At 71.3% G+C, this 23,577-nt stretch carries 21 protein-coding genes; 8 read left to right on the top strand and 13 right to left on the bottom strand.

What is annotated here, in order from left to right; genetic code table 11:
* Nucleotides 1–16: 16 nt before the first annotated feature.
* The gene (locus tag AB0J66_RS31185; RefSeq protein ID WP_364668160.1) at nucleotides 17–778 is read right to left on the bottom strand and encodes a DeoR/GlpR family DNA-binding transcription regulator; all 762 of its coding nucleotides are present in this window, start codon (nucleotides 776–778) and stop codon (nucleotides 17–19) included.
* A gap of 231 nt (nucleotides 779–1,009) precedes the next feature.
* Between AB0J66_RS31185 and AB0J66_RS31180 the strand changes: the two genes are divergently transcribed.
* Both AB0J66_RS31180 and AB0J66_RS31175 read left to right on the top strand, forming a co-directional pair.
* Entirely contained in the window at nucleotides 1,010–3,265 is a 2,256-nt protein-coding gene (locus AB0J66_RS31180) for an EAL domain-containing protein (protein ID WP_364668157.1), read from the top strand.
* A 15-nt stretch (nucleotides 3,266–3,280) separates the two neighbouring features.
* Complete coding sequence (locus AB0J66_RS31175) at nucleotides 3,281–4,189, top strand: aminoglycoside phosphotransferase family protein (protein WP_364668155.1); 909 nt, start codon at nucleotides 3,281–3,283, stop codon at nucleotides 4,187–4,189.
* 129 nt (nucleotides 4,190–4,318) lie between these two features.
* On the opposite strand, the gene AB0J66_RS31170 is transcribed toward AB0J66_RS31175, so the two are convergent.
* Both AB0J66_RS31170 and AB0J66_RS31165 read right to left on the bottom strand, forming a co-directional pair.
* Nucleotides 4,319–4,492, bottom strand: a complete 174-nt coding sequence (locus AB0J66_RS31170; protein WP_364668152.1) for a CsbD family protein — start codon at nucleotides 4,490–4,492, stop codon at nucleotides 4,319–4,321.
* 27 nt (nucleotides 4,493–4,519) lie between these two features.
* Nucleotides 4,520–6,790, bottom strand: coding sequence for an EAL domain-containing protein (locus AB0J66_RS31165; protein ID WP_364668149.1), 2,271 nt, complete (start codon nucleotides 6,788–6,790; stop codon nucleotides 4,520–4,522).
* A gap of 97 nt (nucleotides 6,791–6,887) precedes the next feature.
* On the opposite strand from AB0J66_RS31165, the gene AB0J66_RS31160 reads away from it, so the two are divergent.
* Together AB0J66_RS31160 and pseI are read left to right on the top strand one after the other, a co-directional pair.
* Nucleotides 6,888–7,340, top strand: coding sequence for a GNAT family N-acetyltransferase (locus AB0J66_RS31160; RefSeq protein ID WP_364668147.1), 453 nt, complete (start codon nucleotides 6,888–6,890; stop codon nucleotides 7,338–7,340).
* A complete protein-coding gene (gene pseI / locus AB0J66_RS31155) occupies nucleotides 7,340–8,368 on the top strand; it encodes a pseudaminic acid synthase (protein ID WP_364668144.1) in 1,029 nt (342 codons plus the stop codon). Before AB0J66_RS31160 ends, pseI begins: the two co-directional genes overlap by 1 nt.
* A 36-nt stretch (nucleotides 8,369–8,404) precedes the next feature.
* Here the strand turns inward: pseI and AB0J66_RS31150 are convergent, their stop codons facing one another.
* Nucleotides 8,405–10,243 carry a hypothetical protein gene (locus AB0J66_RS31150; protein ID WP_364668142.1) on the bottom strand — a complete coding sequence of 613 codons (1,839 nt, stop codon included), beginning with the start codon at nucleotides 10,241–10,243 and terminating at the stop codon, nucleotides 8,405–8,407.
* Nucleotides 10,244–10,899: 656 nt separating this feature from the next.
* On the opposite strand from AB0J66_RS31150, the gene AB0J66_RS31145 reads away from it, so the two are divergent.
* The 4 genes from AB0J66_RS31145 to AB0J66_RS31130 are packed head-to-tail and all read left to right on the top strand — an operon-like array spanning nucleotide 10,900 to nucleotide 12,475.
* Nucleotides 10,900–11,262 carry a CrcB family protein gene (locus AB0J66_RS31145; protein ID WP_364668140.1) on the top strand — a complete coding sequence of 121 codons (363 nt, stop codon included), beginning with the start codon at nucleotides 10,900–10,902 and terminating at the stop codon, nucleotides 11,260–11,262.
* Entirely contained in the window at nucleotides 11,259–11,456 is a 198-nt protein-coding gene (locus AB0J66_RS31140; RefSeq protein WP_364668137.1) for a hypothetical protein, read from the top strand. Before AB0J66_RS31145 ends, AB0J66_RS31140 begins: the two co-directional genes overlap by 4 nt.
* Nucleotides 11,456–11,806 carry a fluoride efflux transporter CrcB gene (gene crcB, locus AB0J66_RS31135; RefSeq protein WP_364668271.1) on the top strand — a complete coding sequence of 117 codons (351 nt, stop codon included), beginning with the start codon at nucleotides 11,456–11,458 and terminating at the stop codon, nucleotides 11,804–11,806. The genes AB0J66_RS31140 and crcB overlap by 1 nt, the downstream gene beginning before the upstream one ends.
* 33 nt (nucleotides 11,807–11,839) lie before the next feature.
* Complete coding sequence (locus tag AB0J66_RS31130; RefSeq protein WP_364668135.1) at nucleotides 11,840–12,475, top strand: GNAT family N-acetyltransferase; 636 nt, start codon at nucleotides 11,840–11,842, stop codon at nucleotides 12,473–12,475.
* A gap of 56 nt (nucleotides 12,476–12,531) precedes the next feature.
* On the opposite strand, the gene AB0J66_RS31125 is transcribed toward AB0J66_RS31130, so the two are convergent.
* The 9 genes from AB0J66_RS31125 to AB0J66_RS31085 all read right to left on the bottom strand — a co-directional run bounded on the left by AB0J66_RS31125 (nucleotide 12,532) and on the right by AB0J66_RS31085 (nucleotide 23,572).
* Nucleotides 12,532–14,676, bottom strand: coding sequence for an MMPL family transporter (locus AB0J66_RS31125; protein WP_364668132.1), 2,145 nt, complete (start codon nucleotides 14,674–14,676; stop codon nucleotides 12,532–12,534).
* 71 nt (nucleotides 14,677–14,747) lie between these two features.
* Entirely contained in the window at nucleotides 14,748–15,392 is a 645-nt protein-coding gene (locus AB0J66_RS31120) for a response regulator transcription factor (protein WP_364668130.1), read from the bottom strand.
* Between the two features lie 28 nt (nucleotides 15,393–15,420).
* Nucleotides 15,421–16,722 (bottom strand): sensor histidine kinase, encoded by a 1,302-nt coding sequence (locus tag AB0J66_RS31115; RefSeq protein ID WP_364668127.1) that lies wholly within the window; start codon nucleotides 16,720–16,722, stop codon nucleotides 15,421–15,423.
* Between the two features lie 77 nt (nucleotides 16,723–16,799).
* Nucleotides 16,800–19,109, bottom strand: coding sequence for a hypothetical protein (locus AB0J66_RS31110; protein WP_364668124.1), 2,310 nt, complete (start codon nucleotides 19,107–19,109; stop codon nucleotides 16,800–16,802).
* Between the two features lie 40 nt (nucleotides 19,110–19,149).
* Complete coding sequence (locus AB0J66_RS31105) at nucleotides 19,150–20,343, bottom strand: acyl-CoA reductase (RefSeq protein WP_364668121.1); 1,194 nt, start codon at nucleotides 20,341–20,343, stop codon at nucleotides 19,150–19,152.
* Nucleotides 20,340–21,374 (bottom strand): acyl-protein synthetase, encoded by a 1,035-nt coding sequence (locus AB0J66_RS31100; RefSeq protein WP_364668119.1) that lies wholly within the window; start codon nucleotides 21,372–21,374, stop codon nucleotides 20,340–20,342. Before AB0J66_RS31100 ends, AB0J66_RS31105 begins: the two co-directional genes overlap by 4 nt.
* Nucleotides 21,371–22,600 (bottom strand): AMP-binding protein, encoded by a 1,230-nt coding sequence (locus tag AB0J66_RS31095; protein ID WP_364668116.1) that lies wholly within the window; start codon nucleotides 22,598–22,600, stop codon nucleotides 21,371–21,373. Before AB0J66_RS31095 ends, AB0J66_RS31100 begins: the two co-directional genes overlap by 4 nt.
* Nucleotides 22,597–23,334, bottom strand: coding sequence for an SDR family NAD(P)-dependent oxidoreductase (locus AB0J66_RS31090; RefSeq protein ID WP_364668113.1), 738 nt, complete (start codon nucleotides 23,332–23,334; stop codon nucleotides 22,597–22,599). The genes AB0J66_RS31095 and AB0J66_RS31090 overlap by 4 nt, the downstream gene beginning before the upstream one ends.
* Nucleotides 23,327–23,572, bottom strand: a complete 246-nt coding sequence (locus AB0J66_RS31085; RefSeq protein WP_364668110.1) for an acyl carrier protein — start codon at nucleotides 23,570–23,572, stop codon at nucleotides 23,327–23,329. Before AB0J66_RS31085 ends, AB0J66_RS31090 begins: the two co-directional genes overlap by 8 nt.
* Nucleotides 23,573–23,577 lie beyond the last annotated feature (5 nt).

Raw genomic sequence — 23,577 nt, 5'->3', positions numbered from 1 at the left:
AAACGGCTGCGGTTTTTTAGACCCGGATGACTTGCGGTCCCATTCGGGAATAGCGGTTCGCCTCGGACGCCGGGAGCCCGGTGTCCGTGACCAGTGACTCGAAATCGGATATCTCGGCGAATCGGCAGAACGTGCGGACGCCGAATTTGGTGTGGATGCCGACGAAGACCCGGCGGCGGGCCGCGCGCACGGCCCGCGCCTTGACGTCGGCCACGGCCGGGTCGGGCGTGGTCAGCCCGACCTCCCGGGAGATGCCGTTGGCCCCGATGAAGGCCAGGTCGAGCACGAAGCCGGAGAGCATGCCGGCCGCCCAGTGGTCGACCGTGGCCAGCGTGCGGCCGCGCACCCGGCCGCCGAGCAGCAGAACCGTGGCCGGGGTGGAGCCGGCCAGCCAGGCCGCGGTGTTGAGCGAGGCCGTGACCACGGTCAGCGGCCGGTCGGTGGGCAGCGCCTCGGCGATCAGCTGCGGAGTGAAGCCCTCGTCGATGAAGATCGTCTCGGCGTCGCCGATCAGGCCGGCCGCGGCGGCCGCGATCCGCCTTTTCTCGGGGACGCCGCGAACGGTGCGCATCGCGAGGTCGGTCTCGAATTTGGCGGTCTCCACCGGATAGGCGCCGCCGTGCGTACGGCGGATGAGACCGTGTTTCTCCAGCAGCCGCAGATCGCGGCGAATGGTCTCGGCGCTGACGGAAAGCTCGGCCGCCAGTTTCGCCACCTCGACCTCGCCGTGCCGGCGGGCCAGGGCGACGATCTGGTGCTGCCGCTCATCAGCGTTCATGGCGATATTTGTAACACCGGGGAAACTTGTGGTCGTCATCACAAAGTCATCGACTTCGTTGTTTGTTTGCCCGCTTGGATTTCGCTCCCGGTCGCCTCAAGATCCTCTTTTCTATGGCGAACCGGGCAAATCATCTGACCGTTTCCGCGGAAAACGTGACCGCCTCCTGCCCGGCCGTGTGAGCTCGGGCGTTCTTCTCATGTCCGGGCCGGGCCGGACGACAAGGATGCCGTGCTAGCGACGGAGCAACTGACAGAATTCCTGTCCGCGGTGGCGGACCGGCCCGCCGGTCCGGCCGCGCAATACGCTGCCGTCGAGTGCGCCGCCCGCGCCCTCGACGCCGACGTCGCGGTGCTGATGATCGACGACGGGGTGGTCGCCACCATCGGGCTCACCCCGGACGAGGTGCCCGCCTACGCCCTGGCCGAGGTGTCCGCCGGCCGCCGGCACACGCTCGAGCTGGGCGGCGGCCGCTACGCGGTCACGCACGCCCCGATCGGCGGGCCCGCCCCGGGCGTCCTGGTCCTCGGCCGAACCGGCGCCCCGTTCACCGCCGAGGAGATCACCCTGCTGCGCGGCATGGCCCGCGTCCTCGAGCTCTGCCTGCACTCGCTCTACGTCGTCGAGTCCGAGCGCCGGTACGCCGAGGAGAACGGCCGCCTGCTCGGCTACCTGGACCAGGGCCGCCGGGTCTTCTCCGAGCTGGCCCGGGTGCAGCAGGCCATCGGCCGCCGCCGGCCCCTGGCCGAGGTCTACGACCTCGTCACCGTGGCACTGCGCGACCTGCTCAATGTCGAGATGGTCTCGATCAGCCTGGTCGAGCGCGACGACCCTCAACTGGGCAGCACGGTCGCCGCCGTCGGCGTCAGCCCCAAAGTGCCGGCCCCGGGCCGGCGGGTGCCGGTGGCCGCGGCCGGCGTCACCGGTCTGGCCATCCTCGGCGACGAACTGGTCGCCGTGGAGGACTACGCCACCTCCCCCATCGCGATGCCCGCGCTGGCCGCGGCGAACCTGCGATCGGTCATGGCCGTGCCCGTGCACGAGGGCGACAAGTCGGTCGGCGCGGTCACCGTGGGCACCTACAACGCCCGCCGCGACTGGGACAAGGCGACCTGCGACATCGTCACCGCCTTCGCCGAGCACGTCAGCCTGGCGCTGACCGACGCCCGCACCCAGGAGCAGATGAGCCGGGCCTACCTCGACTCGCTGACCGGCCTGGCCACCCGGGCCCTGTTCCAGACGCGGATGGAGGAGGCGCTCGGCCCCAAGGGCCTCGGCGGCGCCGTGCTCTTCGTCGACCTCGACCGCTTCAAGGTGGTCAACGACTCGCTGGGCCACGCGGCGGGCGACACGCTGCTCACCGGCGTGGCCGAGCGCATCCAGGCCTGCCTGCGCGACGGCGACACGGCGGCCCGCCTCGGCGGCGACGAGTTCGCCGTGCTGCTGCCCGGTCTGACCGGCACCGGCGAGGCGATCCCGGTCGCCGAGCGGATCCTGGACGCGCTGCGGCAGCCGTTCGACCTGGGCGCGGAGACGTTCGTCAGCTCCAGCATCGGCATCGCCTTCGGCCGGCCGGGCGACCATGACGCGGCCGAGCTCATGGTCCATGCCGACCTGGCGATGTACCAGGCCAAGAAGCACGGCAAGGACCGGTACGAGGTCTTCGAGCCGGCCATGCGCGAGGCGTTCCAGGCCAACATCGCGATGGAGGCGGACCTGCGCCGGGCCGTTCTGCGGCACGAGTTCCAGCTGCGCTACCAGCCGATCGTCCACCTGCACACCGGCGAGATCACCGGGGTCGAGGCTTTGATCCGGTGGCAGCACCCGGACCGCGGCGTGATCCCGCCGATGGAGTTCATCCCGCTGGCCGAGGAGACGGGCATGATCGTCCCGATCGGCGAGTGGGTGCTGCGTGAGGCCACGACCCGGGTCGCCGAATGGAACCGGCGCCGGCTCGGGCCGCCCCTGTCGGTCAGCGTGAACATCTCGGCGGTCCAGCTCGACCAGACGTCGCTGCCCGACGTGGTGCGGGACGCCCTGGCCACGGCCGGGATGCCGGCCGACCGCCTGATCCTCGAGCTGACCGAGTCGCTGCTGGTCGAGCACCGGCCGGCCACGCTGGAGCGGCTCAACGACATCAAGAGCATCGGCGTCCGCCTGGCCATCGACGACTTCGGCACGGGCTACTCGTCGCTGGCCTACCTGCGGCGCTTCCCGGTCGACATCATCAAGATCGACAAGTCCTTCGTGGACGACGTCGTCGACGAGCCCACGGCGGCCGCCCTGACCCACGGCATCATCCAGCTCGGCCGGGCCCTGCAGCTCTCGACCATCGCCGAGGGCATCGAGCACGCCAGCCAGCTGACCTCGCTGGCCGGCGGCGACTGCGAGCTGGGCCAGGGCTACTACTTCGCCGAGCCGCTGACCCACGGCGACCTCGACGACCTGCTCTTCCCGGCCGACGTCCCGCCGATCGAGTGCGAATAGGCCACACTGCTCCCCATGCGGGAGCGTCCATGCGACCTGAGCGACGAGGAACTGGCCTCGGCGCTGGCTGACGGCTGGGGCATCGAAGCGTCCCGCCTCGCCCACCGGCCGGTCGGCGCGGGCGGCCACCACTGGTCGGCCGGCCCCTTCTTCGTCACGGTGGCCGAGCGTTCGGCCGGGCTCGAACAAGCTCTCGAGACGGCGTTCACGCTGCACACCGTCCTGAATTCGGTCGTCGCGCCGATCCGGGCCCGCGACGGCCGCCTCGTGCGCCCTCTGAAGGACCGCTACGCCCTGTCGCTTTTTCCGCGGCTACAGGGCCGGGGCGGGGAGTTCGGGCCGCACCGGCCCGCGGACCGGACGGCCGTGCTCGATCTCCTGCGCGACCTGCACCGAGCCACCCCGGCGGTCGCCGCCACCGCGCCGCGCGCCGATCTCCGGCTGCCCGGCCGCGCCGATCTGACGGCCGCCCTGGCCGGACTCGACAACCCGTGGACGGCCGGGCCGTACGCCGAGGCGGCCCGCCGCCTCCTGATCCGGCACGCCCGCCGTGTGGTCGAACGGCTGGCCCGCCTGGACGCGCTGACGGCTCTCCTACCGCCCGTTTCCGACTGGGTCATCACCCACGGGGAGCCGCACCCCGGCAACATCATGTGGACCGCCGAGGGACCCCGTCTGATCGACTGGGACACCGTCCAGCTGGCCCCGGCCGAGCGCGACCTCTGGATGCTCACCGGCGCCATGATCGACGCGCCGGAGCCGGCCGGGGCGGAGCTGCCACCCGGCGTCGAGTTCTACCGGCACTGGTGGATCCTGGCCGACATCGCGAACTACACCGGCGATCTGCGCCGCTCACACACCGAGGGGGCGGACAACGCGGCCGCGCTCAGTTATCTGGCGGCCAACCTGCGCGGCCCCTGGTAAGGGTTCTCAGCCCCGCGCCCCACGCGAAAGAGGCGCAACGGCCGCAAGCACAACGGTGGCCGCCCGCCCAGAGGCGCGTGCTGAAAACGACGCGTACCTCTGGCGGACGACCACCGATCAAGCGTGACGTCAGGACTTGAAGGCGTCCTTGATGTTCTCGCCGGCCTGCTTGAGCTTGGAGCCGGTCTGGTCGGCCTTGCCCTCGGCCTCGAGACGCTCGTCGTCCGTGGCCTTGCCGACACCCTCCTTGACCTTGCCGCCGAGCTCCTCGGCCTTGTTGTCGATCTTGTCGTCGGCGCCCATGGCTACCTCCGGTGAGGGGACTTGTGCCTACGCCATCTGATGTACCCCGGTGCGGCGTGGCCAATCACCGGGTTCGCCGAGCCGGCGGCCGAAGTCCTCGGCCGGCATCGGGCGGGCGAACAGGAAGCCCTGCGCGGCCTGGTAACCGAGGTCCCGGAGCCGTTCGGCCTGTTCAGTGGTCTCGACGCCCTCGGCCACCACATCGAGGCCGAGCGCACCCGCCACCTGCATCACCGCGGCCGCGACCGGCGCCCGCTCCCCCGGCACGGCCTGGGTGAAGCTGCGGTCGAGCTTGACCTCGTCCACCGCGACGTCGTGCAGCATGGTCAGCGTCGAGGCGCCGGTGCCGAAGTCGTCGAGCGAGACACGCACCCCCAGGGCCCGCAGGGCGGTCAGGTTGTCGGCGGCGGCGACCGGGTCGAGCGGCATCGACTCGGTGACCTCCAGGGCGATCCGGGACCCCTCGATGCCGTACGCGTCGAGCAGGGCCCCGACGTAGAAGGCGAACCCGGGCTCGCGCAGGTCACGGGCCGACACGTTGATGTTCAGAACGGTGCCGGGACCCCAGCCGGCCAGGTCGCGCACGGCCCGGCGGAGCACCCAGCGGTCCATCGGGACGATCAGGCCGGTCCGCTCGGCGACCGGGATGAAGGCGTCCGGGGCGAGCGGGCCGTGCACCGGGTGCGACCAGCGGACCAGCGCCTCGGCGCCCAGCACGTGGCCGTCGGCCAGCGAGACGATCGGCTGGTAGAGCAGGAACAGCTGGTCGTCGCGGATGGCCTCGCGCAGCTCGGCCCCGAGGTACGACTGGTCGGTCGCGGCCATGCCCGGGTCGTAGTGCAGGAACGCGGTGCCGGGCAGGGCCTTCGCGGCGTACATGGCGATGTCGGCCCGGCGCAGCAGCAGGCTCGGGTCGTCGCCGCTGCGGCCGTCGGCGATCCCGATGCTGGCCCGGATGGGCAGCTCGTGGCCGTCGGCCAGGACCGGCTCGCGCAGGGCCGCCATCATGCGGCGGGCCGCGAGGTCGGCCGCGGCCGGGTCGGCGCCGTCGAGGACCAGCACGAACTCGTCGCCACCGAGGCGGGCCACCGTGTCCTCGGCCCGGATGCAGCCGTTCAGGCGCTGGGCGACCGCGATCAGCAGCAGGTCGCCCACCTCGTGACCGAGCGTGTCGTTGACCTCCTTGAAGTCGTCCAGGTCGATCAGCGCGACCGCCACCGGACGGTCGCCCGGGCTGGTCAGGGCCTTGTTCAGCCGCTCGTGGAAGAGCACCCGGTTGGGCAGCTGGGTCAGCGCGTCGTGGGTCGCGCCGTGATCGAGGCGGCGCAGCAGGCGCCCGTTGTCGCGGAAGGCGGTGATCTGGCGGACCACCACGAGCGCGGTGAGCAGCACGGCGCTGGCCACCACGATCCGGCGGTCGTCACCGTCGGCCGGCCAGGCGACCACCAGCAGCAGGCCGTCCACCGCGGCCACGGCCAGGTAGGGCAGGAAGCTGAAGCTGCGGCGGCGGTCGGGGGTGGCGCCCCGGCGCGGGCCGTACGAGGCCCGGCGCTGCCGCTCGGCGGCCAGCACCCCGAAAAAGTAGACCGCCGGCATGTCGAAGAAGTCGGCGTAGAGATGCGGGTCGAGGGCCGAGAGCAGCGGTTGCAGGACCGGGCCGACCGCGCCGACGAGCACCGCCAGCGCGATCATCCGCAGTGCCCCGCGGTCGAAGAGCGACTGGCTGGCCAGCATGAACTTCGCGACCGCGAACACCGCGAGCAGGGCCAGGGTGCTCAGCGTGAGGGAGACGTAGACCATGCCGGTGTCGGTCTGGTGCAGCGAGTAGCGGGTGGCGAAGTGCCAGACGAAGACGGCACAGGCCAGCATGACCGTGCCCGCGTCGAGCACCAGGCGGAACGTCTCGCCCCGGGTCTGCGAGCCGAACGGCAGCCGGATCAGGGCCCACATGATGATCACGATGGCCAGGCCGTCGAAGACCATCTGCCCGGCACCCATCGGCATCCCGGGCCGGTTGCCCGCGCCGACCACCTGGGCCGCCTGCGCGGTCGCACCCAGCCCGACGAGCAGGCAAACCACCCAGATCTGCCGCCAGAAGCGGCGGATGGGCCCGGGCAGATGCTCGGCCCGGGCGGTGCGCGAGCAGCTCACGGCGAGCACACCGGCGCCGGCGATCGTGGGTAGCCACAGCACGGCCCAGGGCAGGACCGGGCTGATCGCGTTCACGCCGATGGCGACGACGCTGACGAGCAGCAACAGGGCGTTCACCCTGAGCAAACGGTCGGACAGAACAGTCACGCCGGTCGCATCGGCCGCAGCGGACCCGGGGTGAGAATTCGCGCTGTGACCTAGGTCCCCGGCCGGAAGTTTGGCGGGGCGGCCATACTTTGACACTGTGCTGCGACCCGCGACCTACGCCGAACGCGACCTGATCCTGCCCTGGCGGAACCATCCGTCGGTGCGGGCGGTCAGCCTGACCACCCACGAGATCAAGCCCGAGGAGCACGCCGCCTGGTGGGAGAAGCGCTGGCAGAACGTGCTGATCTACGAGGACGATCGCGGCGTGCCGGCCGGGGTCGTCATCTTCGACGGCAACACCTGGTCCTTCTACCTGGACAGCGAGGGCCTGGGCGACCGGCAGCTCGCGGCCTGGATGCGGCTGGAGAAGGAAGCCGTCGAGTACGCCTTCGGCCCGCTGGGCCTGGAGACGCTCGGCGGCGAGACCCTGGAGGAGAACAAGCAGGTGCTGGCATTGCACCGGCGGTTCGGCTTCAAGGAGACGCGGCGCTACGAACGACTGGTCGACGGGGTTCCGAAGACGGTCGTCTGGACTGAGAGAGGGAAGTAATGACTAAGTTCGGGCCCGACAAGCGGCCGTACATCGTCGCGGAGATGTCGGGTAACCACAACGGCTCTCTCGACCGCGCGCTGGCGCTGGTCGACACGGCGGCCGACAACGGCGCGGACGCGATCAAGATCCAGACGTACACGGCCGACACCATGACCGTGGACGTGAAGCACCCCCGATTCCAGATCTCCAAGGGTCACGAGCTGTGGTCCGAGGCCTACCTCTACGACCTGTACGAGCGCGCGCACACCCCGTGGGACTGGCACCAGCCGATCTTCGAGCGGGCCCGCGAGCGCGGCCTCACGCCGTTCTCCAGCCCGTTCGACCGCACCGCGATCGAGCTGCTCGAGAAGCTCGACGCGCCGATGTACAAGATCGCTTCCTCGGAGATCACCGACCTGCCGCTGATCCGGATGGCCGCGAGCACCGGCAAGCCGATCATCATCTCCACCGGCATGGCGTCGGTGAAGGAGATCGCGGCCGCGGTCGAGGCCGCTCAGGGCGCCGGCGCGACCGACGTGACCGTGCTCAGCTGCACCGCGTCGTACCCGGCCCCGCCGCAGTACACCAACCTGCGCCGCATCCCGGTGCTGGCCCAGATGCTCGAGGTGCCGATCGGGCTCAGCGACCACACGCTGGGCATCGGCGTGCCGATCGCGGCCGTCTCGTTCGGCGCCTGCCTGATCGAGAAGCACATCACCCTCGACCGCGAGGACGGCGGCGTCGACTCGGCCTTCTCGCTCGAGCCGGCCGAGCTCAAGGCCCTGCGCATCGAGTCCGAGCGGGCCTGGGAGGCGCTGGGCACCACGCACATCGGCCCGACCGAGGCCGAGAAGGAGGGCCTGCGGTTCCGCCGGTCGCTCTACGTGGTGACCGACGTGAAGGCCGGCGACCCGGTGACCGAGGAGAACGTCCGCTCGATCCGCCCGACCGGCGGGCTGGAGCCCGACGCCATCCGCACGGTGATCGGCCGGACCTTCAACCAGGACGCGGCCAAGGGCACGCCGCTGACCTGGGACTTGATCTGATCTGAAAAAGGGGGCCCCGACCGGGGCCCCCTTTTTTCACTGTCCTCTGCGCCTCAGCTTGCCGAGGGCCTTGCGGCCGTCACGGCCGACGATCTTGTAACCGGCGCGGGCGACCATCAGGGCGCGGCCGGCCCACGACTTCTTGTAGAACTGGACTTCCCAGTCCATCTTGCTGACGGCCAGGTCACGCGACCTGATCATCTGCTCGGTCCACTCCATCATCGCCAGCAGGTGACTCGCCTCGTACCGCTGGCGCCAGAGCGCCTCGGTCAGCTCGCGGAAACCCTGCACGTCGACCGAGGCCGAACCCGGCGACACCGACAGCAGCTGGAGCCGGCGGTCGTGCTGCTCGGCCAGGCTCAGCCCGAACTCGGCCGTCTCCAGCCGCACCTGCAGGTCGACCGCGCGGCGGATCTCCTCGGCGTCGACGCCCTGGCCGATCATGCCGAGCAGGACGGCGGTCAGGTCGACCGCGTGCGAGGTGATCGGCCACGGGTGCGGCTGACCCGACGTGATCAGCTGGACCGCGAACGCCCACAGCGCCCGCACCTCGGCCGTCTCCAGCGAGACGGGCTCGAGCGGCGCCCAGCGGGTCGGCAGCAGCACCGGACCGTCCGGGGTGACGAAGACGTCGGCGAAACCGGCCAGCGCGATCGGGCCGGTCAGGACCCCGTCGCGGGCCTGGGCGCGCAGCCACGCGTCGAACTGCGCGAGCTCGACCCGGATCTGCCGCAGGTTGTCGGTGGCGGCCAGGTGCAGCAGGCGCTCCTCGAGCACGTACCCCAGGTCGGCCCCGGGGGCCGCCGGCTCGCCGACCCGGCGCAGACCGGCCCGCTCGACCGGGGTCTCCAGCGGCTGCAGGACGGTCGTGCGAACCTCACCCGCGGCCGCGGTCACCTCGTAGGCGAAGGGGCCACGCGGGTCGCCGACGAGCAGCTCGTGACCCGGGCCGGCGGGCGCGGCACCGGCCGCGCGGGCCACGACCAGCCAGGCCGCGGCCACTGTGCTCTCGGCTCCGGCCCGCACGGCCCGGCTGATCAGGCGGCGCGGGTCGCTCAGGACCGGGCGGTTACGGAAGGCGGAGGCGTACGCCTGCGAGAGCGCCGTGCCCAGCCGGGGGCGCAGCGGCGACGAGACCTCACCGAGCAGCCCCTCGCCGACCAGCACCGTCGGGGCGGCGGGCTCGGGGAAGGCCGCGTAGGAATCGGAGACGGCCAGGCCGGCGTCGGTCAGCCGGGCCACCAGCTGCTCACGCGAGGCCGGGCGGTGGGCGTCGTGCTCATCCACCGGGTACCAGGCCGAATCCTGGCGCTCGCGGGCGCCCGGCTCCAGCCGCAGCGTGTGGTGCAGGGCGAAGTTGTTGTCGTGGAGCAGGATCAGCGCGCCCTCGGCCCGGACGGCCGTGGCCAGCCGGTCGATCAGCTCACCGGCCGAAAGCTGCTCACCCTCGGCCGAATTGAGCCGGCCCACGCCGTCGACCGCGACCACCACGTCGAACGTGGCCGCCGGGTCCAGCTTGATGACCGAGCCACCGAGCACCGTGACCTGCGGGTGAAGGCGGGCGGCCTGCTCGGCGTCACCGAGCGAACGCAGCAACCAGGTGACCGCGGCGCCACTGTCGGCCAGGGCGGCGACGATCTCACCCGAGTGCGGTCCGGCGATCAGCACGCTGCGGCCCGGGCCGGCGTGCTGGCGGAGCAGGTGCAGCAGGACGGCGCCGCGGGGCAGGCCGGGCCCGCCGCTCTGCTCGTCGAGGTCGCTCCAGTTGAACATCTCGCCGCCGATGCGGCGCAGATTGTTCACCGGCGGCGCGGTCAGTGCGGCCGTGAAGTCCGTGCCATCGGTGGGGAGCAGAGCAGAGGCGCGCTCCGACATCACTCAGACCTCTCTGTTGCAGCGGGCCGGCCCGGCGCCCGGCTCGTAAGTGCCCAGCTCGCCGGGGGTCATCTCGGCCCGTCACTTCGACGCCTCGGCCCGTCGGTTCGACGCCGAAAGGTACCATTCAAGGTTAGTAACCGCCCGGATCGCGGGGGCGGCAATTGCCCGCCGTGCCCCTTTGGCGGCACGACAGCAATGGGCGATTTGTCCGCAAAGCCCCAGCCCGCGCCGGTAGTCTCCGGTCGGCAGAGCTTATCACCTGTGTCACACATCACCGTTTGCGCCGCGCTCCCCGCTCACGCGGCACCCCGCAAGATCATCGCCTACAGTGGACACCAGAGAGACCGGCCGGGGCCGGCGCCGCCACGCCGCCCCGGCCACCTAGCCTTCCTCCAGGCCACCTCGACTCTCACCCGCGGCCGCCTCCGCCTTCCCCCCGGGCCACCTCGACTCTCGCCCGCGGCCGCCTCGCCTTCCCCCGGGCCACCTCGACTCTCACCCGCGGCCGCCTCGCCCTCTCCCCGGGCCGCCTCGGCCCTCACCCCGCCCTCCCCGGCCACTTTGGCCCTCACCCGCCCTCACCCACCCTCCCTCGGCCCTCACCCCGCCCTCCCCGGCCACCTTGGCGCGATCTTGGCGTTACCGTGGTCGGCGTGGTGCTCGCGGTGGTCTCCTTGGGCGGCGTGCTCGGCGCGTTGACCCGCTACGGCCTGACCATGGCCTGGCCGCACCACGCGGACGGCTTCCCGTGGGCGGTCTGGACGATCAACGTCTCCGGCTGCTTCCTGATCGGCTTTCTCTACGTCTGGCTCGGACGTTTCCGCCCCCAGCAGCGCCTGCTCCGCCCGTTCCTGGGCACCGGCTTCCTAGGCGGCTACACCACGTTCTCGACGGCGATGACCGACGCCCTGACCGCCCCGACCCCGATCGGCGTCACCTACTTGCTGACCACCCTGACGGGTGCGCTGCTCGCCGTCTGGACCGCCACCCTGCTGGCCTCCTGGCTACCCCGATGACCGCCACCCTCCTGCCGACGCCGCGGCGCAACCTGATGACCTCGGCCTTCCTGCCGACGCCGCGGCCCAACCCGATGACCTCGGCCTTCCTGCCGACGCCGCGGCCCAACCCGATGACCTCGGCCTTCCTGCCGACGCCGCGGCCCAACCCGATGACCTCGACCTTCCTGCTGAGATCGCGGCCACCCCGATGATCACCGTCCTCCTGATCGCCGCCGGCGCCGCGGTGGGCGCGCCGCTGCGCTATCTCGCCGACCAGGCATTTCGATCACCATCGGACTTCCCCCGCGGCACCCTGATCGTCAACGTCGCCGGCTCCCTGCTGCTCGGCTTCCTCATCGGCCTGCCCACCTCCCCCACCCTGACCGCCCTGCTCGGCACGGGTTTCTGTGGAGCCTTGACCACATATTCGACCTTCAGCTGGGGAACCCTCACCCTGGCCCGCTCGGACCGCCCCCACCGGGCTCTCGTCTACGCCCTGACCAGCATCATCCTGGGCCTGACAGCCGCCGCGCTGGGCCGCTACCTGGGCCACCTGGCCTGACCGGCCCGGCCGGCCCGGGCGGGCGTCCACAATATGGGGATGGAGCTCGCGAAGATCCTAGAAGCCGCGGCCGAGGGCTACTTCCCGCCCCCGAACGGCGGCGTCACCGTCGTCCCCCAGCCGAGCAAGCGCGACGCGGGCGTGCTCGCCTTCACCGCCCACACCGTGATCTTCCTCGATGAGGACCCCGACTGGATCACCGCCACGCTGGCCACGATCGACGCCGACCCGCTGGCCCGGACCATGCATCCCGCCTTCCTGACCGCGGTGATGGCCCGGACCGGCCGCTCCACCGACACGATCGACCTGCTGACCGTGGCCCCCGCCCGGCCCGGCCCCTCGCCGCTTCCCCTGACCCGTCAGGATGAGGATCATTCCCGCGTGCGCAGCGCTCAGGCCCGGCGCGACGACGTCCAGGCCTGGCGGACCCCCGGCGGCGTGGTCACCCTGGGTCGCGGCGTGGCCGGCCGCTGGGAGACCTCGATCGAGGTCGACGAGACCGCCCGCCACCACGGCCTGGGCCGCGCTCTGGCCACCGCCGCCCGCCACCTGATCCCACCCGGCTCCTGGCTGTGGTCCCAGCAGTCCCCCGGCAACGCCCGCAGCGTCCGCACCTTCCAGGCCGCCGGCTTCCGCCCCGTCGGCTCCGAGCTCCTCCTGCACCCGTAGGCGCACCGAAGCGGCGCCGCTCGGGAGGAGCGGCGCCGCTGTCGTCCGGGTGTGCGTCAGGCGTTGATCAGCTCGCGCTCCGGGCGGCGGGTGCCGGGCGTGGCCGGCGGCTCGTGGGCGATCTGGGGCAGCCAGCCCAGCCAGCGCGGCAGCCACCAGTTCTTCTCGCCGAGCAGGGCCATGACGGCCGGAAGCAGGACCGCGCGGATGATCGTGGCGTCGAGCAGGACCGCCGCGGCCAGGCCGATGCCGAGTTGCTTGGTCGAGGCCAGCGGAAGGGTCGCGAAGAGCGCGAACACCGCCACCATGACCACGGCCGCGCTGGTGATGACGCCGGCGGTGCGGCCGATGCCCTCGCGGACCGCCTGCCGGGTGGACAGGCCGCGGTCGTGGCCCTCACGGATGCGGCTGAGGACGAAGACGTGGTAGTCCATCGACAATCCGAACAGGATGATGAACAGGAACAGCGGCATCCAGTTGATGATCCCGTCGGCCGCGTGGAAGTCGAGCTGCTTCTCGAAGTGACCGTACTGGAAGACGAAGACCAGCATGCCGTACGCGGCGGCGACCGACATCAGGTTGAGGACCACCCCGGTGATGGCCACGACGACCGACCGGAACGACACGAGCAGCAGCAGGAAGGCCAGGCCGAGCACGAAGCCGAACACCCACGGCAGGGAGGACTGGAGCCGCGCGTTGAAGTCGGCCTCGCCGGCCGCTTCGCCGGTGACCAGGGCGGCCGGGCCGAAGGCGGCCGGCGCCACGTCGTTGCGGAGCAGGTCGAGGTCGCTCTTGTCGGCCAGGCCGACCGAGACCACCGCGACCGTGCCGGCCGGGTTGACGTCCACGTCGACCGGCCCGACCAGGCGGCCGTCGGAGGAGGAGACCAGCTTCTTGAATTGCGCCACGCCGGTCTCGAACGGCGCCCGGACGACGACCTGCGCCGGGGAGACCTCGCTCGGGAACGCCTCGTCGATCGCCTTGTAGGCCTGCACGATGGCCGCGTCCGGCGGGAGGTCCTCGATGCCCTCACCCTTGGTCTTGAGGTCGAGGGCGGGCCAGGCCAGCGCGCCCAGCGCCGCCACCGCGAGCACGGCCGAGACCAGCGGCTTGGCCAGCACCACGCCGAGGAACGCGTTCCACACCCGGCCGTCGCTGCGCTTGCGGTAGAGCCCGGGGATCTTGATCGCGTCGACCTTGTCACCCAGGGCGGAGAGCAGGGCCGGCAGGACGGTCAGCGAGCCGAGCACGGCTGTCGCGACGACCAGGATGGTGCCGACGGCGAAGCTGGTGAACGTGGCGTCGTAGGTGAGGAACATGCCGGCCATGGCCACGATGACGGTGAGGCCGGAGACCCAGATCGAGCGGCCCGACGTCTGGGCGGCGATGACCAGGGCGCGGTGCGGGTCGGCGCCGTTGCGCCGCTCGTCGCGTTCGCGGCGGATGTAGAAGAGGCAGTAGTCGACGCCGACGGCGAGGCCGACCAGCAGCATGACGTGCATCGTGGTGTCGACCGTCGGGGCGAAGTGGCTGGCGAAGGCCAGCAGCCCGATCGCCGCGACCACCGCCATCACGGCCAGCAGGACCGGCAGGAACGCGGCCACCACGGCGCCGAAGGCGATCAGCAGGATGCCGAGGGTCACCGGGATCGACAGCAGCGACAGCGTGTGCAGGCCCTGGTCGAGGTCTTCCCCGATCAGCTTGTCACCGCTGGCGTCGCCTCCCTCGGCGATGTAGAGGTCGGGATGCGCCTTCTGGACCTCAGCGACGGTGTCGAGGGCCGGCCCGACCCGGTCCGAGGCGGTCTCGGAGTCTCCGCTGATGCCGAAGGAGACCAGCGATGACCGGCCGTCGGGCGACTGGATCGCCGGCTGCACGTCGACGACGTTCGCGGTCTTCTTCAGCGCGGCCGTCACGGCGGCGACTGCGGCGGCACGATCGGTCGACGCCCGGTTCTGGACGATGACCATCTCGCCCGCCGGCTGCTCCGGGAACCCGGCCGCCTCGACGATCTTGTCGGCCCGGCGCGAGTCACCGTGCCCCTGATCGGCCCCGGTCGCCTCGACCGTCTTGATCTGTCCGGCGAGGACGGTCACGCCCACCACGAAAACGATCCACCCCAGGATCGCGAGCGTCCGATGCCGGGCGCTCCACAACGCGGCCCGGGCCGCGATTCCCTTCACGTTCCCCCTGTGATTCATGAGGAGAACGCTATGAAGAACGGGGCCACCGAAGAATCCCGATGACCCCCGAGTTGAAGGTGGGGTTTTCCCTACCCTTGGAGGTAGGCCAGCACTGCCATGACGCGGCGGTGCTGTTCGTCGTCCTGGTGGAGGCGGAGCTTGGTGAAGATGTTGCGGACGTGCTTCTCGACCGCGCCGTCGGTGACGACCATTTTGCGGGCGATCGCCGTGTTGGACATCCCCTCGGCCATCAGGCCCAGCACCTCGCGCTCGCGCGGCGTCAGCGTGCGCAGCGGGTCGTCGCGGCGGCGGCGCACGAGCAGCTGGCTGACCACCTCGGGGTCGAGCACGGTGCCCCCGCCGGCCACCCGCTGCAGGGCGTCGAGGAATTCGCCGACCTGGGACACCCGGTCCTTGAGCAGGTAGCCGACCGCGCCCATGCGGTCGGCCAGCAGGTCGTCGGCGTACGAGACCTCGACGTATTGGGAGAGCACCAGGATCGGCGTGCCGGAGACCAGGGCGCGGGCCTCGACCGCGGCCCGCAGGCCCTCGTCGGTGTGTGAGGGCGGCATCCGGACGTCCACGATGGACACGTCCGGCTTGTGCTCGGCGATCGCGGAGACGAGGGAAGGCCCGTCGCCGACGGCCGCCACCACTGTGTGACCGTTCTCCTCGACGAGCCTCACGAGACCCTCGCGCAACAGCACCGCATCGTCGGCAATCACCACCCGCATGCAGCCATGCTGTCAGATGCGGCCGCTCCTAGAGGGGAAGGGCCGCGGTGAGCTGCGTTCCTCCCGTGCTAGGGCTGCTGACGTCGAGCACTCCACCGGCCGCCTGGACCCGGTCGGCCAGGCCGGCCAGGCCGTGCCCCTTGGCCAGGCTGGCCCCGCCGACGCCGTCGTCGAAGACCTCGACGAGCAGCCCGCCCTGGATGCGCTTGACGTTGACCTGGACCTCGCTGGCGTGGCTGTGCTTGGCGACGTTGGTCAGCGCCTCGGCCACCACGAAGTACGCGGTGGACTCGACCAGCGGGTCGAGCCGCTCGGTGACCGGCGCGTCGAGGTCGACGGGGACGGTGCAGCGGCCGGCGAGCGCGGTGAGCGCCGCCTGCAGGCCGCGGTCGACCAGGATCGGCGGGGCGATGCCGCGGGAGAGAGCGCGCAGCTCGTCGAGGGTTTCGCGGGTCTGGGCGAGGGCCTCGGCCACGGTGGCCCGGGCCGCTTCGGGGTTGGTGGCGAACTGCTGCTCGGCCCGGCCGAGGTCCATGGCGAGGCGGACCAGGCGCTGCTGGGGCCCGTCGTGGATGTCGCGCTCGAGCCGGCGCAGCGCGGTCGCCTCGGCCGAGACGGCGGCCGCTTTCTGCTGCTGGGCCACGTCGCGGGCGGCGTTGGCCTGGGTGACCTGCTCGCGCAGCTCGTTGACGCCGGCCAGCAGGCCGCGGGCGAACCAGGCCTCCATCAGGGCGGCGCCGCGGACCACCGGGTAGAGCGTGCCGGCGAAGAAGACACCGATCGCGAAGTAGAGGATCAGGCGGGTGCTGGTGGCGTCGCCCATGCCGAGCAGCTCGGGCAGATCGTGGCTGTCGGCGCCGCGCGGGATGGCCCAGTCCCAGAGCGGGACGGTGAGGCCGGTGAGCGCCGTGATCCACCAGGTGGTGACGAAGCTGAAACCGATGGTGTTGGGGATGAAGCGGAAGATCCCGTGCAGCAGGTCGAGCCACGACTGGCCGTCGGTGAGCGGCGTCAGGGTGCGGCGCACCAGGTCGGCGTGCGGGTTCTTCTTGTACATCGGGTGCGGGATCTTGCGGCCGAAGACCGGCCCGATCCGGGCGCGTTCGATGGTGGCGAAGCCGCGGGAGACCATGAGCGTGGCGACCAGCAGCGGCAGCCCGACCCAGATGATGGCGAGCCCGACGCCGGTGAAGAAGCCGGTCATGCAGACGACCACGGTGACCAGGCCGAGCGGGAAGCCGAGCAGGACATATTGCGTGTCGATGCCGATCCGGCGCAGAAGCCGGAGGGCGGGGGCCGGCGCGTGCTCGGGCGTGGCGTACGTCGTCATGTCCGTAACGTTAGGCATCGGCGTCCCCTGTTCCGATCCCGCTGACCGCCGTCTGTTTGGTAGGGCTGGCCCTACCGTCACCGTAGTTCATAGATGCTGACGGGCCCGGAGCGGTAACGCAGCGTCGCCACCTGGGCCAGTTGGGCGGAAACGCCTCCGGGTGCTCGCGAATCACCGAAAAGCCACCGCACTTTGTAACGTCGCTGGAGTTCGGCGACATCGGAGGACAGCCCCGAAGCGAAAACCCGCTGGTTGAGCTGGAAGGCGGCCTGATCGGGCGCCGGCTGGTACATGTAGCGCTTGCCGCCGACGCCCTCGGCCGCCACCGCCGCGTCGGTGTAACCCCAGCTCTCGACCAACGTTCGGCGCCCGCCGAGCCCGCTGACCCAGAACGCCCGGGCGTCGCACTCGGGTGTGCCGGCGATGGGCCGGCAGTGCACGTTGGTGGCGACCAGGTCGTAGCGACCGGCGTGCTCGTCGAGCCAGGCCGCGGCCGCCATCTCCTGGGGCTGGATCACCTTTTCCCGGTCCTGGGCCGGCCGGGCGGAGTCCTGCCAGCGGACCGCGCTGACCGCCTGCCGGGCCTGCTGCTCGGCGCTGCCGGCCAGGCCGGCCACGAGCACCGCCGCGATGAGCCCGGGGAAGATCGACCGCCAGGCCAGCCGGCCGGTCCGCAGCCGCCACAGGTGCAGCGCGAGGAGGGCCACCACCAGGGCGACGGCGGCCGTGATCAGGATCGGCTCGGCCAGCGCACGGGCCCACCCGGCCATCGAGGGAGGCCGGGGCGCGGAAGAGGACGGGGCGACCACCGCCCACACCCCGCCCGCGATCGCGCCGGCGATGACCGGGCGCAGGCTGCGGGCCTGGTCGGCCAGGAGCCACGCGGTCAGCACGGTGCCGAACGGCAGTGCGCACAGGTAGAAGTAGTTCTGGCTGGCCGAGGGGTGCCAGAACATGTAGGCGGCGCCCGCGCCGGCGACGACCGTGCCGGCGAGCAGCCATGAGGCGGGCTCGCGGCGGGTGCGGCCCAGGCCGAGCGCGGCCACCCCGAGCATCCGCGGCGCCTGCATCACGACCCACCACGCGAGCAGCCCGATCAGGAAGACCCAGCCGGTCAGCCCGGCGTGCTCGACCCCGGTGGCCTGGGAGATCGTGTCCTCCCGGCCGAGGGTCTGCCGGTACGGCGCCACCCAGAACAGCACCGCGAGCGGCTGGAGCTTGAGGGTGCCGGCGCCGCCGCCCGCGAACAGCTGGAAGCCCACCACCACAGCCGCGAGCACCAGCCCGAACAGCGCGAGGACGGGCCGCAGCCGGCCCCGCTCGCGGATCAGCACGATCAGCAGGGCCGCGGCCAGCCCGGCCAGCAACGGCGGCAGGGCGCTCGATTTCGACCCCGCCACGGCCAGGGCCAGCGGGAAGATCAAGAGCCAGCCCCAGCGCAGCGGCCGCCCCCGCAGCACGTCGACGGCGAGCAGGATCAAAAGCCCGAGCAGGCCCAGGACGTACGTCTGTGAAGGGCTGATGAAACTGATCGGGATCACGCCGATCGGAGTGACCGGGCTCCCGAGCAGCAGCGGGAACGCCAGAATGGCGGCCACCCCGCCGCCCGCCCCGGCCCACCACTTGCCGCCGAGCTCGCGGACGAGCGCGGCGCAGACGAAGATCGCGACACCGGCCACCGGCACGAACCACAGGCGCAGCAGCACCACGGCCGGGTCGATCCCGGTGATCATGCTGCCGGCGGCGATGTCGGCGTCGGAGAGGTAGTGGTAGCGCAGCGTCTCCCCGGCCACCTGCGGCACCTGGAACGGCATGGCCCGGGTCATCTCGTGCACGAGCCCGAGGTGGTAGAGCAGGTCCTGGTAGGGCGCGCCCCCGGCCGGCGGCAGCGGGCTGCGGATCCAGTTCGGGTAGGCGACGACGACCAGCATCAGCAGGCCGCCGGCGACGATCCAGGACCAGAGCGCGGGCAGCGGCTTCGGCTCGCTCACCCGCCAGTGCCGGCGCAGGCGCGGCACGGCCAGGAACGGCAGCACGATCAGGACCGGCCAGCCGGGCAGCAGCGGGAAAGCGTCGACGGCGGCGGCGAGCGCCCACCCGGCCAGCAGGAGCAGCATGCCGGTGGCGGCGCCGAGACCGAGATCCTCCGGCAGGTTGCCGCGGCTGCCCCGCACGGCACGCAGCACCAGCGTGCCCGGCACCACCACACCCAGGGCGAAGTACGCCGCGTAGAGCGCGATGTCCCGGCCGGAGACGCCGGTGTCGAGCAGGCCGAGCGCGAGCGCCGCCGCCGGGAACAGCCACGGCAGCAGGCGTACGGCGGTGGCCAAGGGCTTGGAATGCGTCGAGACCGCCGGGGATCCGGCGGTCTCGAGAACAGCTGTCACGGGGAGAGAGTAGTCAGCCCGGGGAAATCCCGGAGGCCCGTCACACGGAAAGCGTCGTCAACCGGGTGAACTCGCGCGGCAGGTCGTAGCCGTCCCAGAGGGAGCCGAACGTCAGCGCCTGGCCGAACGGCACGATCCGGTCGACACCCCGGCCGCCCAGCGCGAGACCGAACTCGCGCAGCTGCTCGGCCGAGAAGCCGAAGTGGCTGAACGTCTGGTCCTGCCGGTTCATCGCCGGCACCAGGTCGAGCAGCGAGCCCACCTCGGCGAACGGGAACGCCCCGGCGCCGATCCAGTGCCGCGGCGCGTCCGGCACGGTGATCAGCGACATCGCGGTGACCGAGTTGGCCGGGAACTCCATCGAGGAGATCGCCCCGGTGGCGGCCAGCCCGTACGCGTTGACCCGCTTCTCGACCGCCATCGCGGCGTCGATCTCCCAGCCGCGCTGGCCGGAGACCTCGATCAGCAGCTCGATGAACTCCTCGCGCACGTCGCTGGTGTCCGTGCCGACGAGGAAGACGGTCCGCGGCGACGAGCAGGCGGCCTGGTCGAACCAGTACGCGTCGTTGGTGAACCCGAGAACCGCGGCGCGCTTCTGGGCCGGGTCGGCGGCCCGCCAGCCGTCGGCTGAGAGCGCGGCCCACGACGTCCGGTCGGGGAAGGTCAGGTCACGTGCGGACGGGCGCAGCGGGTGCTTGCGGATCGCCTCGACGGTGTTGTCGCCGCCCCAGATGACCCGGACGTCGGCCCACTTGCTCAGGGCGCCGGTGATGGCGTCGTCCCGGCCGTAGGTGACCATCCGCTGGGTGCGGCCGATGATCGGGTCGGACTCGGCCAGCACCTCGTTGAGCGCGCCCAGGATGGTGTCGGCCGCGGTGGCCGAGCGCTCCGAGATGCGCACCACGTTGTGGTTGCCGGCCAGCGCGGAGAGCGCCCACGAGTAGACGAAGATCGTGTCGACGTTCGCCGGCGGCACGTGGAACACGTTGCCGCGCGGGAAGACCAGCGCGTCCTCGTGCTGCATGTGCTTGACCACGCGGTGCAGCTCGGCCGGGCGCAGGAAGAAGCCGAGCGAGCCCAGCTCGGGGTGCCGGCGGGCGACCGCGGGGACCAGCAGCTTGCGGGCCAGCTTGCCCAGGAAGTCGATGACCCGCGGGTCGCCGACGGTGAGCCGGTCGTCGGAGGGGGCGGTGAGATCGCCCTCGGCCCCGAACCTGTACCTGATCGTGCTCACGCCGCCTCCCGGTATGTGTCGGAGCAGCCGCGGGCCTCGGCCCGCGGGAGCCGGCCGAGCACCGAGAAGCGCTTCCCGGGCCAGTCGCCGTCGTCGATGCCGTGGACCACGCCGAGGTCCTCGGTGAGGATGATGTGCCCCGGGTAGGAGGTGGGCAGCGTGCTGATCACTTCGATCAGGCCGGGTTCGCCGACCGGCTGCTCCGCCCACGTCTGCGGGTTGCGGATCACGATGTCGGCGAAGTCGGGGGCGTAGAGCGAGCCGCCGGACTTCCCTTCCAGGAAGACCGTGCCGATCTGCTCGATCATGCCGTAGTAGTTGTGCACGTTGGTCAGGCCGACGCCGGCCAGCCGGGCCCGGAACTCCTCGGGCGAGACGGCCTGGTCGATGAGCTTCTTCCAGCCGCCCGAGTGGATCAGGATGCCGTTGCTCAGGTCGAGGCCGTTGTCGCGGGCCACCTCGTACAGGTGCAGCCAGACCAGGTAGGTGAAGCCGAAGATGAGGAACGGCTCGTCGCCGTACTTCTCCAGGAACTCCTTGAGGGCCGGCAGGTCGACGTGGCCCTCGTTGTCGAGCGCCCAGACGTGGTTGCGGCCGAAGTTGGACATGCCGAGCACGCCGGCGCCGCGGGCGCTGAACGACTTGCGGTCCTTCAGCATGGCCTTGGTGTCGACCAGGATCATCGGCAGCCGCTTGGGACCGAGCACGCTCTGCACGGTCGCGCCGAGACGGCGGGTCTGCTCGGCGGCCGACTCCTTGTCGAGGTAGATCTTGCTGACCTCGCCGGTGGTGCCGCTCGAGGTCAGCACCTTGTAGATCTCGTCGTCCGGGATGCTCTTGAGCTCGAGGTTCTTGAAGAGCCGGACGGGCAGCCAGGGCAGGCCGGCGATCGAGTCGGCCGGGGTGTAGCCGGAAGCGGCGAGGATCCGCTCGTACGGCTCGCATTTTTCCCGGTGATGCTCGACCAGCGCGGAGAGCTCCTTGAGAAGGACCTCCTCCTTGGCGGCCTGAGGGAGGGTGAAGACACTCACAGCGAAGACTCCAACGCGCGATAGTCGATCTTGCCGTTCGGCAGCAGCGGCAAGGCCTCAACACTACGCACGTTCACGCCGGTGAAGTGTGTTCCGAGCCACTCGGCGATCTTGGTACGGAGACCGCGGGCCTCGTCGTCCGAGACGCCGACGGCGAAGACCTCGAGCTTGTCGTCGCCGGCCACGGCGGTCACCGGGAAGTTCTTCTCGACGTCGTCCAGGTTGATCCGGACGCCGAAGACCTTGGCCATCCGCTTGATCCGGCCGGTGATGAACAGGAAGCCCTCGTCGTCGAGCCGGCCCAGATCGCCGGTGCGCAGCACCCCACCCTGCTCGTCGCCCTTGGCCAGGTCGGCCGCGACGTCGGCGTAGCCCATCATCACGTTCGGCCCGTGGAAGACGACCTCGTCGTCCTCGATCGTGAAGTGCGAGCCCGGCAGCGCGCGGCCGACCGAGCCGAGCTTCTCCTCGAGCCGCTCCGGGGGCAGCGTGGTCATCCGCGGCGCGGCCTCGGTCTGCCCGTACATCACGTAGAGCTTGCCGCCGACGGTCGCCATCCGCTGGGCGAAGTCGGTGACCAGGTCGGTCCGCAGCCGGCCGCCGGCCTGGGTGAGGGTGCGCAGCGTCGGGTATTTCGCCGGGTCGAAGCGCAGCCGGCGAAGCATCTCGTACTGCGACGGGACGAACGCCAGGGATGTGACGCCGTGCTCGTTGACCGCGGCCCAGAAGTCGCGCTGCATGATGCCGGTGCGCTCCAGCACGAGGGTGGCCCCGCGCCGGAGGTACGAGTTCAGGACCGACATGCCGTACGAGTAGAACAGCGGCAGCGTCGTGATCGCGACCGAATCGGCCGTGATGTCGAGAACCTGGGCGATCTGGTCGGCGTTGGTCTCGACGGCGCTCGCCGAGAGCCGGACGAGCTTGGGGTTGCCGGTCGACCCGCTCGTGGTCAGCAGCACCGCCAGGTCGGGGTGGACCTCGGTCGTGCTGAACCGCTCGACCAGGTCGCTGTGGTCGGCCTCGGGGTCGAGCAGCACGACCGGGCGGCCCAGCCGCAGGGCCGCGAGGTAGCGGGCGATCGAGGCCACGGTCGTCTCGATCGGCAGGAACACCACCCCGCCGGGCTCCTGGGCCAGAACGGCGGCCGCCGCCTCGATCTTCTGCTCGGTCAGCGTCTCGCCGGTGACCGCGTCGACGACGCGGGCACCGGGGTGGAACAGGTTCACAGCGTGAGTCCTCCGTCGACCCCGATCACCTGGCCGGTGACGAAGCGGGCCTGGTCGGAAAGAAGGAAGGCGATCACGTCGGCCACCTCGTCGGCCTCGCCGAGGCGGCGCAGGGCGGTGTCGCCGATGCGCTCCTCGCGACCCTTCTCGTCGAGGGTGTCGAGCATGTCGGTCTGGATGAAGCCCGGCTCGACCGCGTTGACCCGGATGCCCTGCGGGCCGAGCTCCTTCGCCGCGGAGCGGGCCAGGGCCGCCACCGCGCCCTTGGAGGCCGAGTAGACGGCCTGCCCGGCGATCCCGCGGCTGGCGGTGATCGACGAGAGCAGCACGACGGCCGGGTTCTTGCCGCGGGCGAGCAGCCGCGCGGCCCCGCGCAGGGTGAAGACGGCGCCGGCCGCGTTCACCGCGAAGAGGCGCTCGATGGTGGCGTCGTCGGTCATGCCGAGCATGCCGGCCGCGTGCGTGCCGGCGTTGACGACCAGCGCGTCGAGGCGCTTGAAACTCTGGAAGGCGAGCTGGACCAGGGCCTTGCTGGTGGCCGGGTCGGCGATGTCGCCGTGCGCGTGCAGGACGGTGACGCCGAACTTGTCACCGAGCTCGGCCGAGACCGCGGCCACCGCGTCGGCGCCGTGACCGTGCAGGACGAGGTCGTAGCCGCGCTCCGCCAGCTTGGTGGCGGTCGCCTTGCCGATGCCGCGGGAGGCGCCTGTGATCAGGGCCGCCCGGTCACTCATTGAAGCTGACCCCGTACTTACCGAGGATGCTGATCGCTTCCTGGAAGCTCGACATGTTGATGACGTCGTCTGTGTCAATCATCACCGAGAACTCGTCCTCGATGGTGGCCACCAGGGACATGTGCGCGAGCGAATCCCACTTCTCGTTGTCCTGGTACCGCAGGTCGTCCACGGGGGCGTCCGCCGGAAGGTCCAGTGCGGTGCGGAACGCCTCGCGCAGTCTCTGCAGTTCGCTCACGGTGT

Source organism: Actinoplanes sp. NPDC049598 (assembly GCF_040675435.1).
Lineage (GTDB): Bacteria > Actinomycetota > Actinomycetes > Mycobacteriales > Micromonosporaceae > Actinoplanes.
Note: the sequence above shows the minus strand (reverse complement) of the source record. Positions and strands in the feature narration are given on the sequence as shown.

Bases quoted from the DNA above. Each gene is read 5' to 3' on its own strand.
- AB0J66_RS31120 (WP_364668130.1), bottom strand. From the start codon at position 15,392: ATGCGGGTGGTGATTGCCGACGATGCGGTGCTGTTGCGCGAGGGTCTC.
- AB0J66_RS31150 (WP_364668142.1), bottom strand. From the start codon at position 10,243: ATGTCGGAGCGCGCCTCTGCTCTGCTCCCCACCGATGGCACGGACTTC.
- AB0J66_RS31130 (WP_364668135.1), top strand. From the start codon at position 11,840: ATGGGGATGGAGCTCGCGAAGATCCTAGAAGCCGCGGCCGAGGGCTAC.
- AB0J66_RS31140 (WP_364668137.1), top strand. From the start codon at position 11,259: ATGACCGCCACCCTCCTGCCGACGCCGCGGCGCAACCTGATGACCTCG.
- AB0J66_RS31185 (WP_364668160.1), bottom strand. From the start codon at position 778: ATGAACGCTGATGAGCGGCAGCACCAGATCGTCGCCCTGGCCCGCCGG.
- AB0J66_RS31125 (WP_364668132.1), bottom strand. From the start codon at position 14,676: ATGAATCACAGGGGGAACGTGAAGGGAATCGCGGCCCGGGCCGCGTTG.
- AB0J66_RS31170 (WP_364668152.1), bottom strand. From the start codon at position 4,492: ATGGGCGCCGACGACAAGATCGACAACAAGGCCGAGGAGCTCGGCGGC.
- AB0J66_RS31090 (WP_364668113.1), bottom strand. From the start codon at position 23,334: ATGAGTGACCGGGCGGCCCTGATCACAGGCGCCTCCCGCGGCATCGGC.
- pseI (WP_364668144.1), top strand. From the start codon at position 7,340: ATGACTAAGTTCGGGCCCGACAAGCGGCCGTACATCGTCGCGGAGATG.
- AB0J66_RS31175 (WP_364668155.1), top strand. From the start codon at position 3,281: ATGCGGGAGCGTCCATGCGACCTGAGCGACGAGGAACTGGCCTCGGCG.
- AB0J66_RS31115 (WP_364668127.1), bottom strand. From the start codon at position 16,722: ATGACGACGTACGCCACGCCCGAGCACGCGCCGGCCCCCGCCCTCCGG.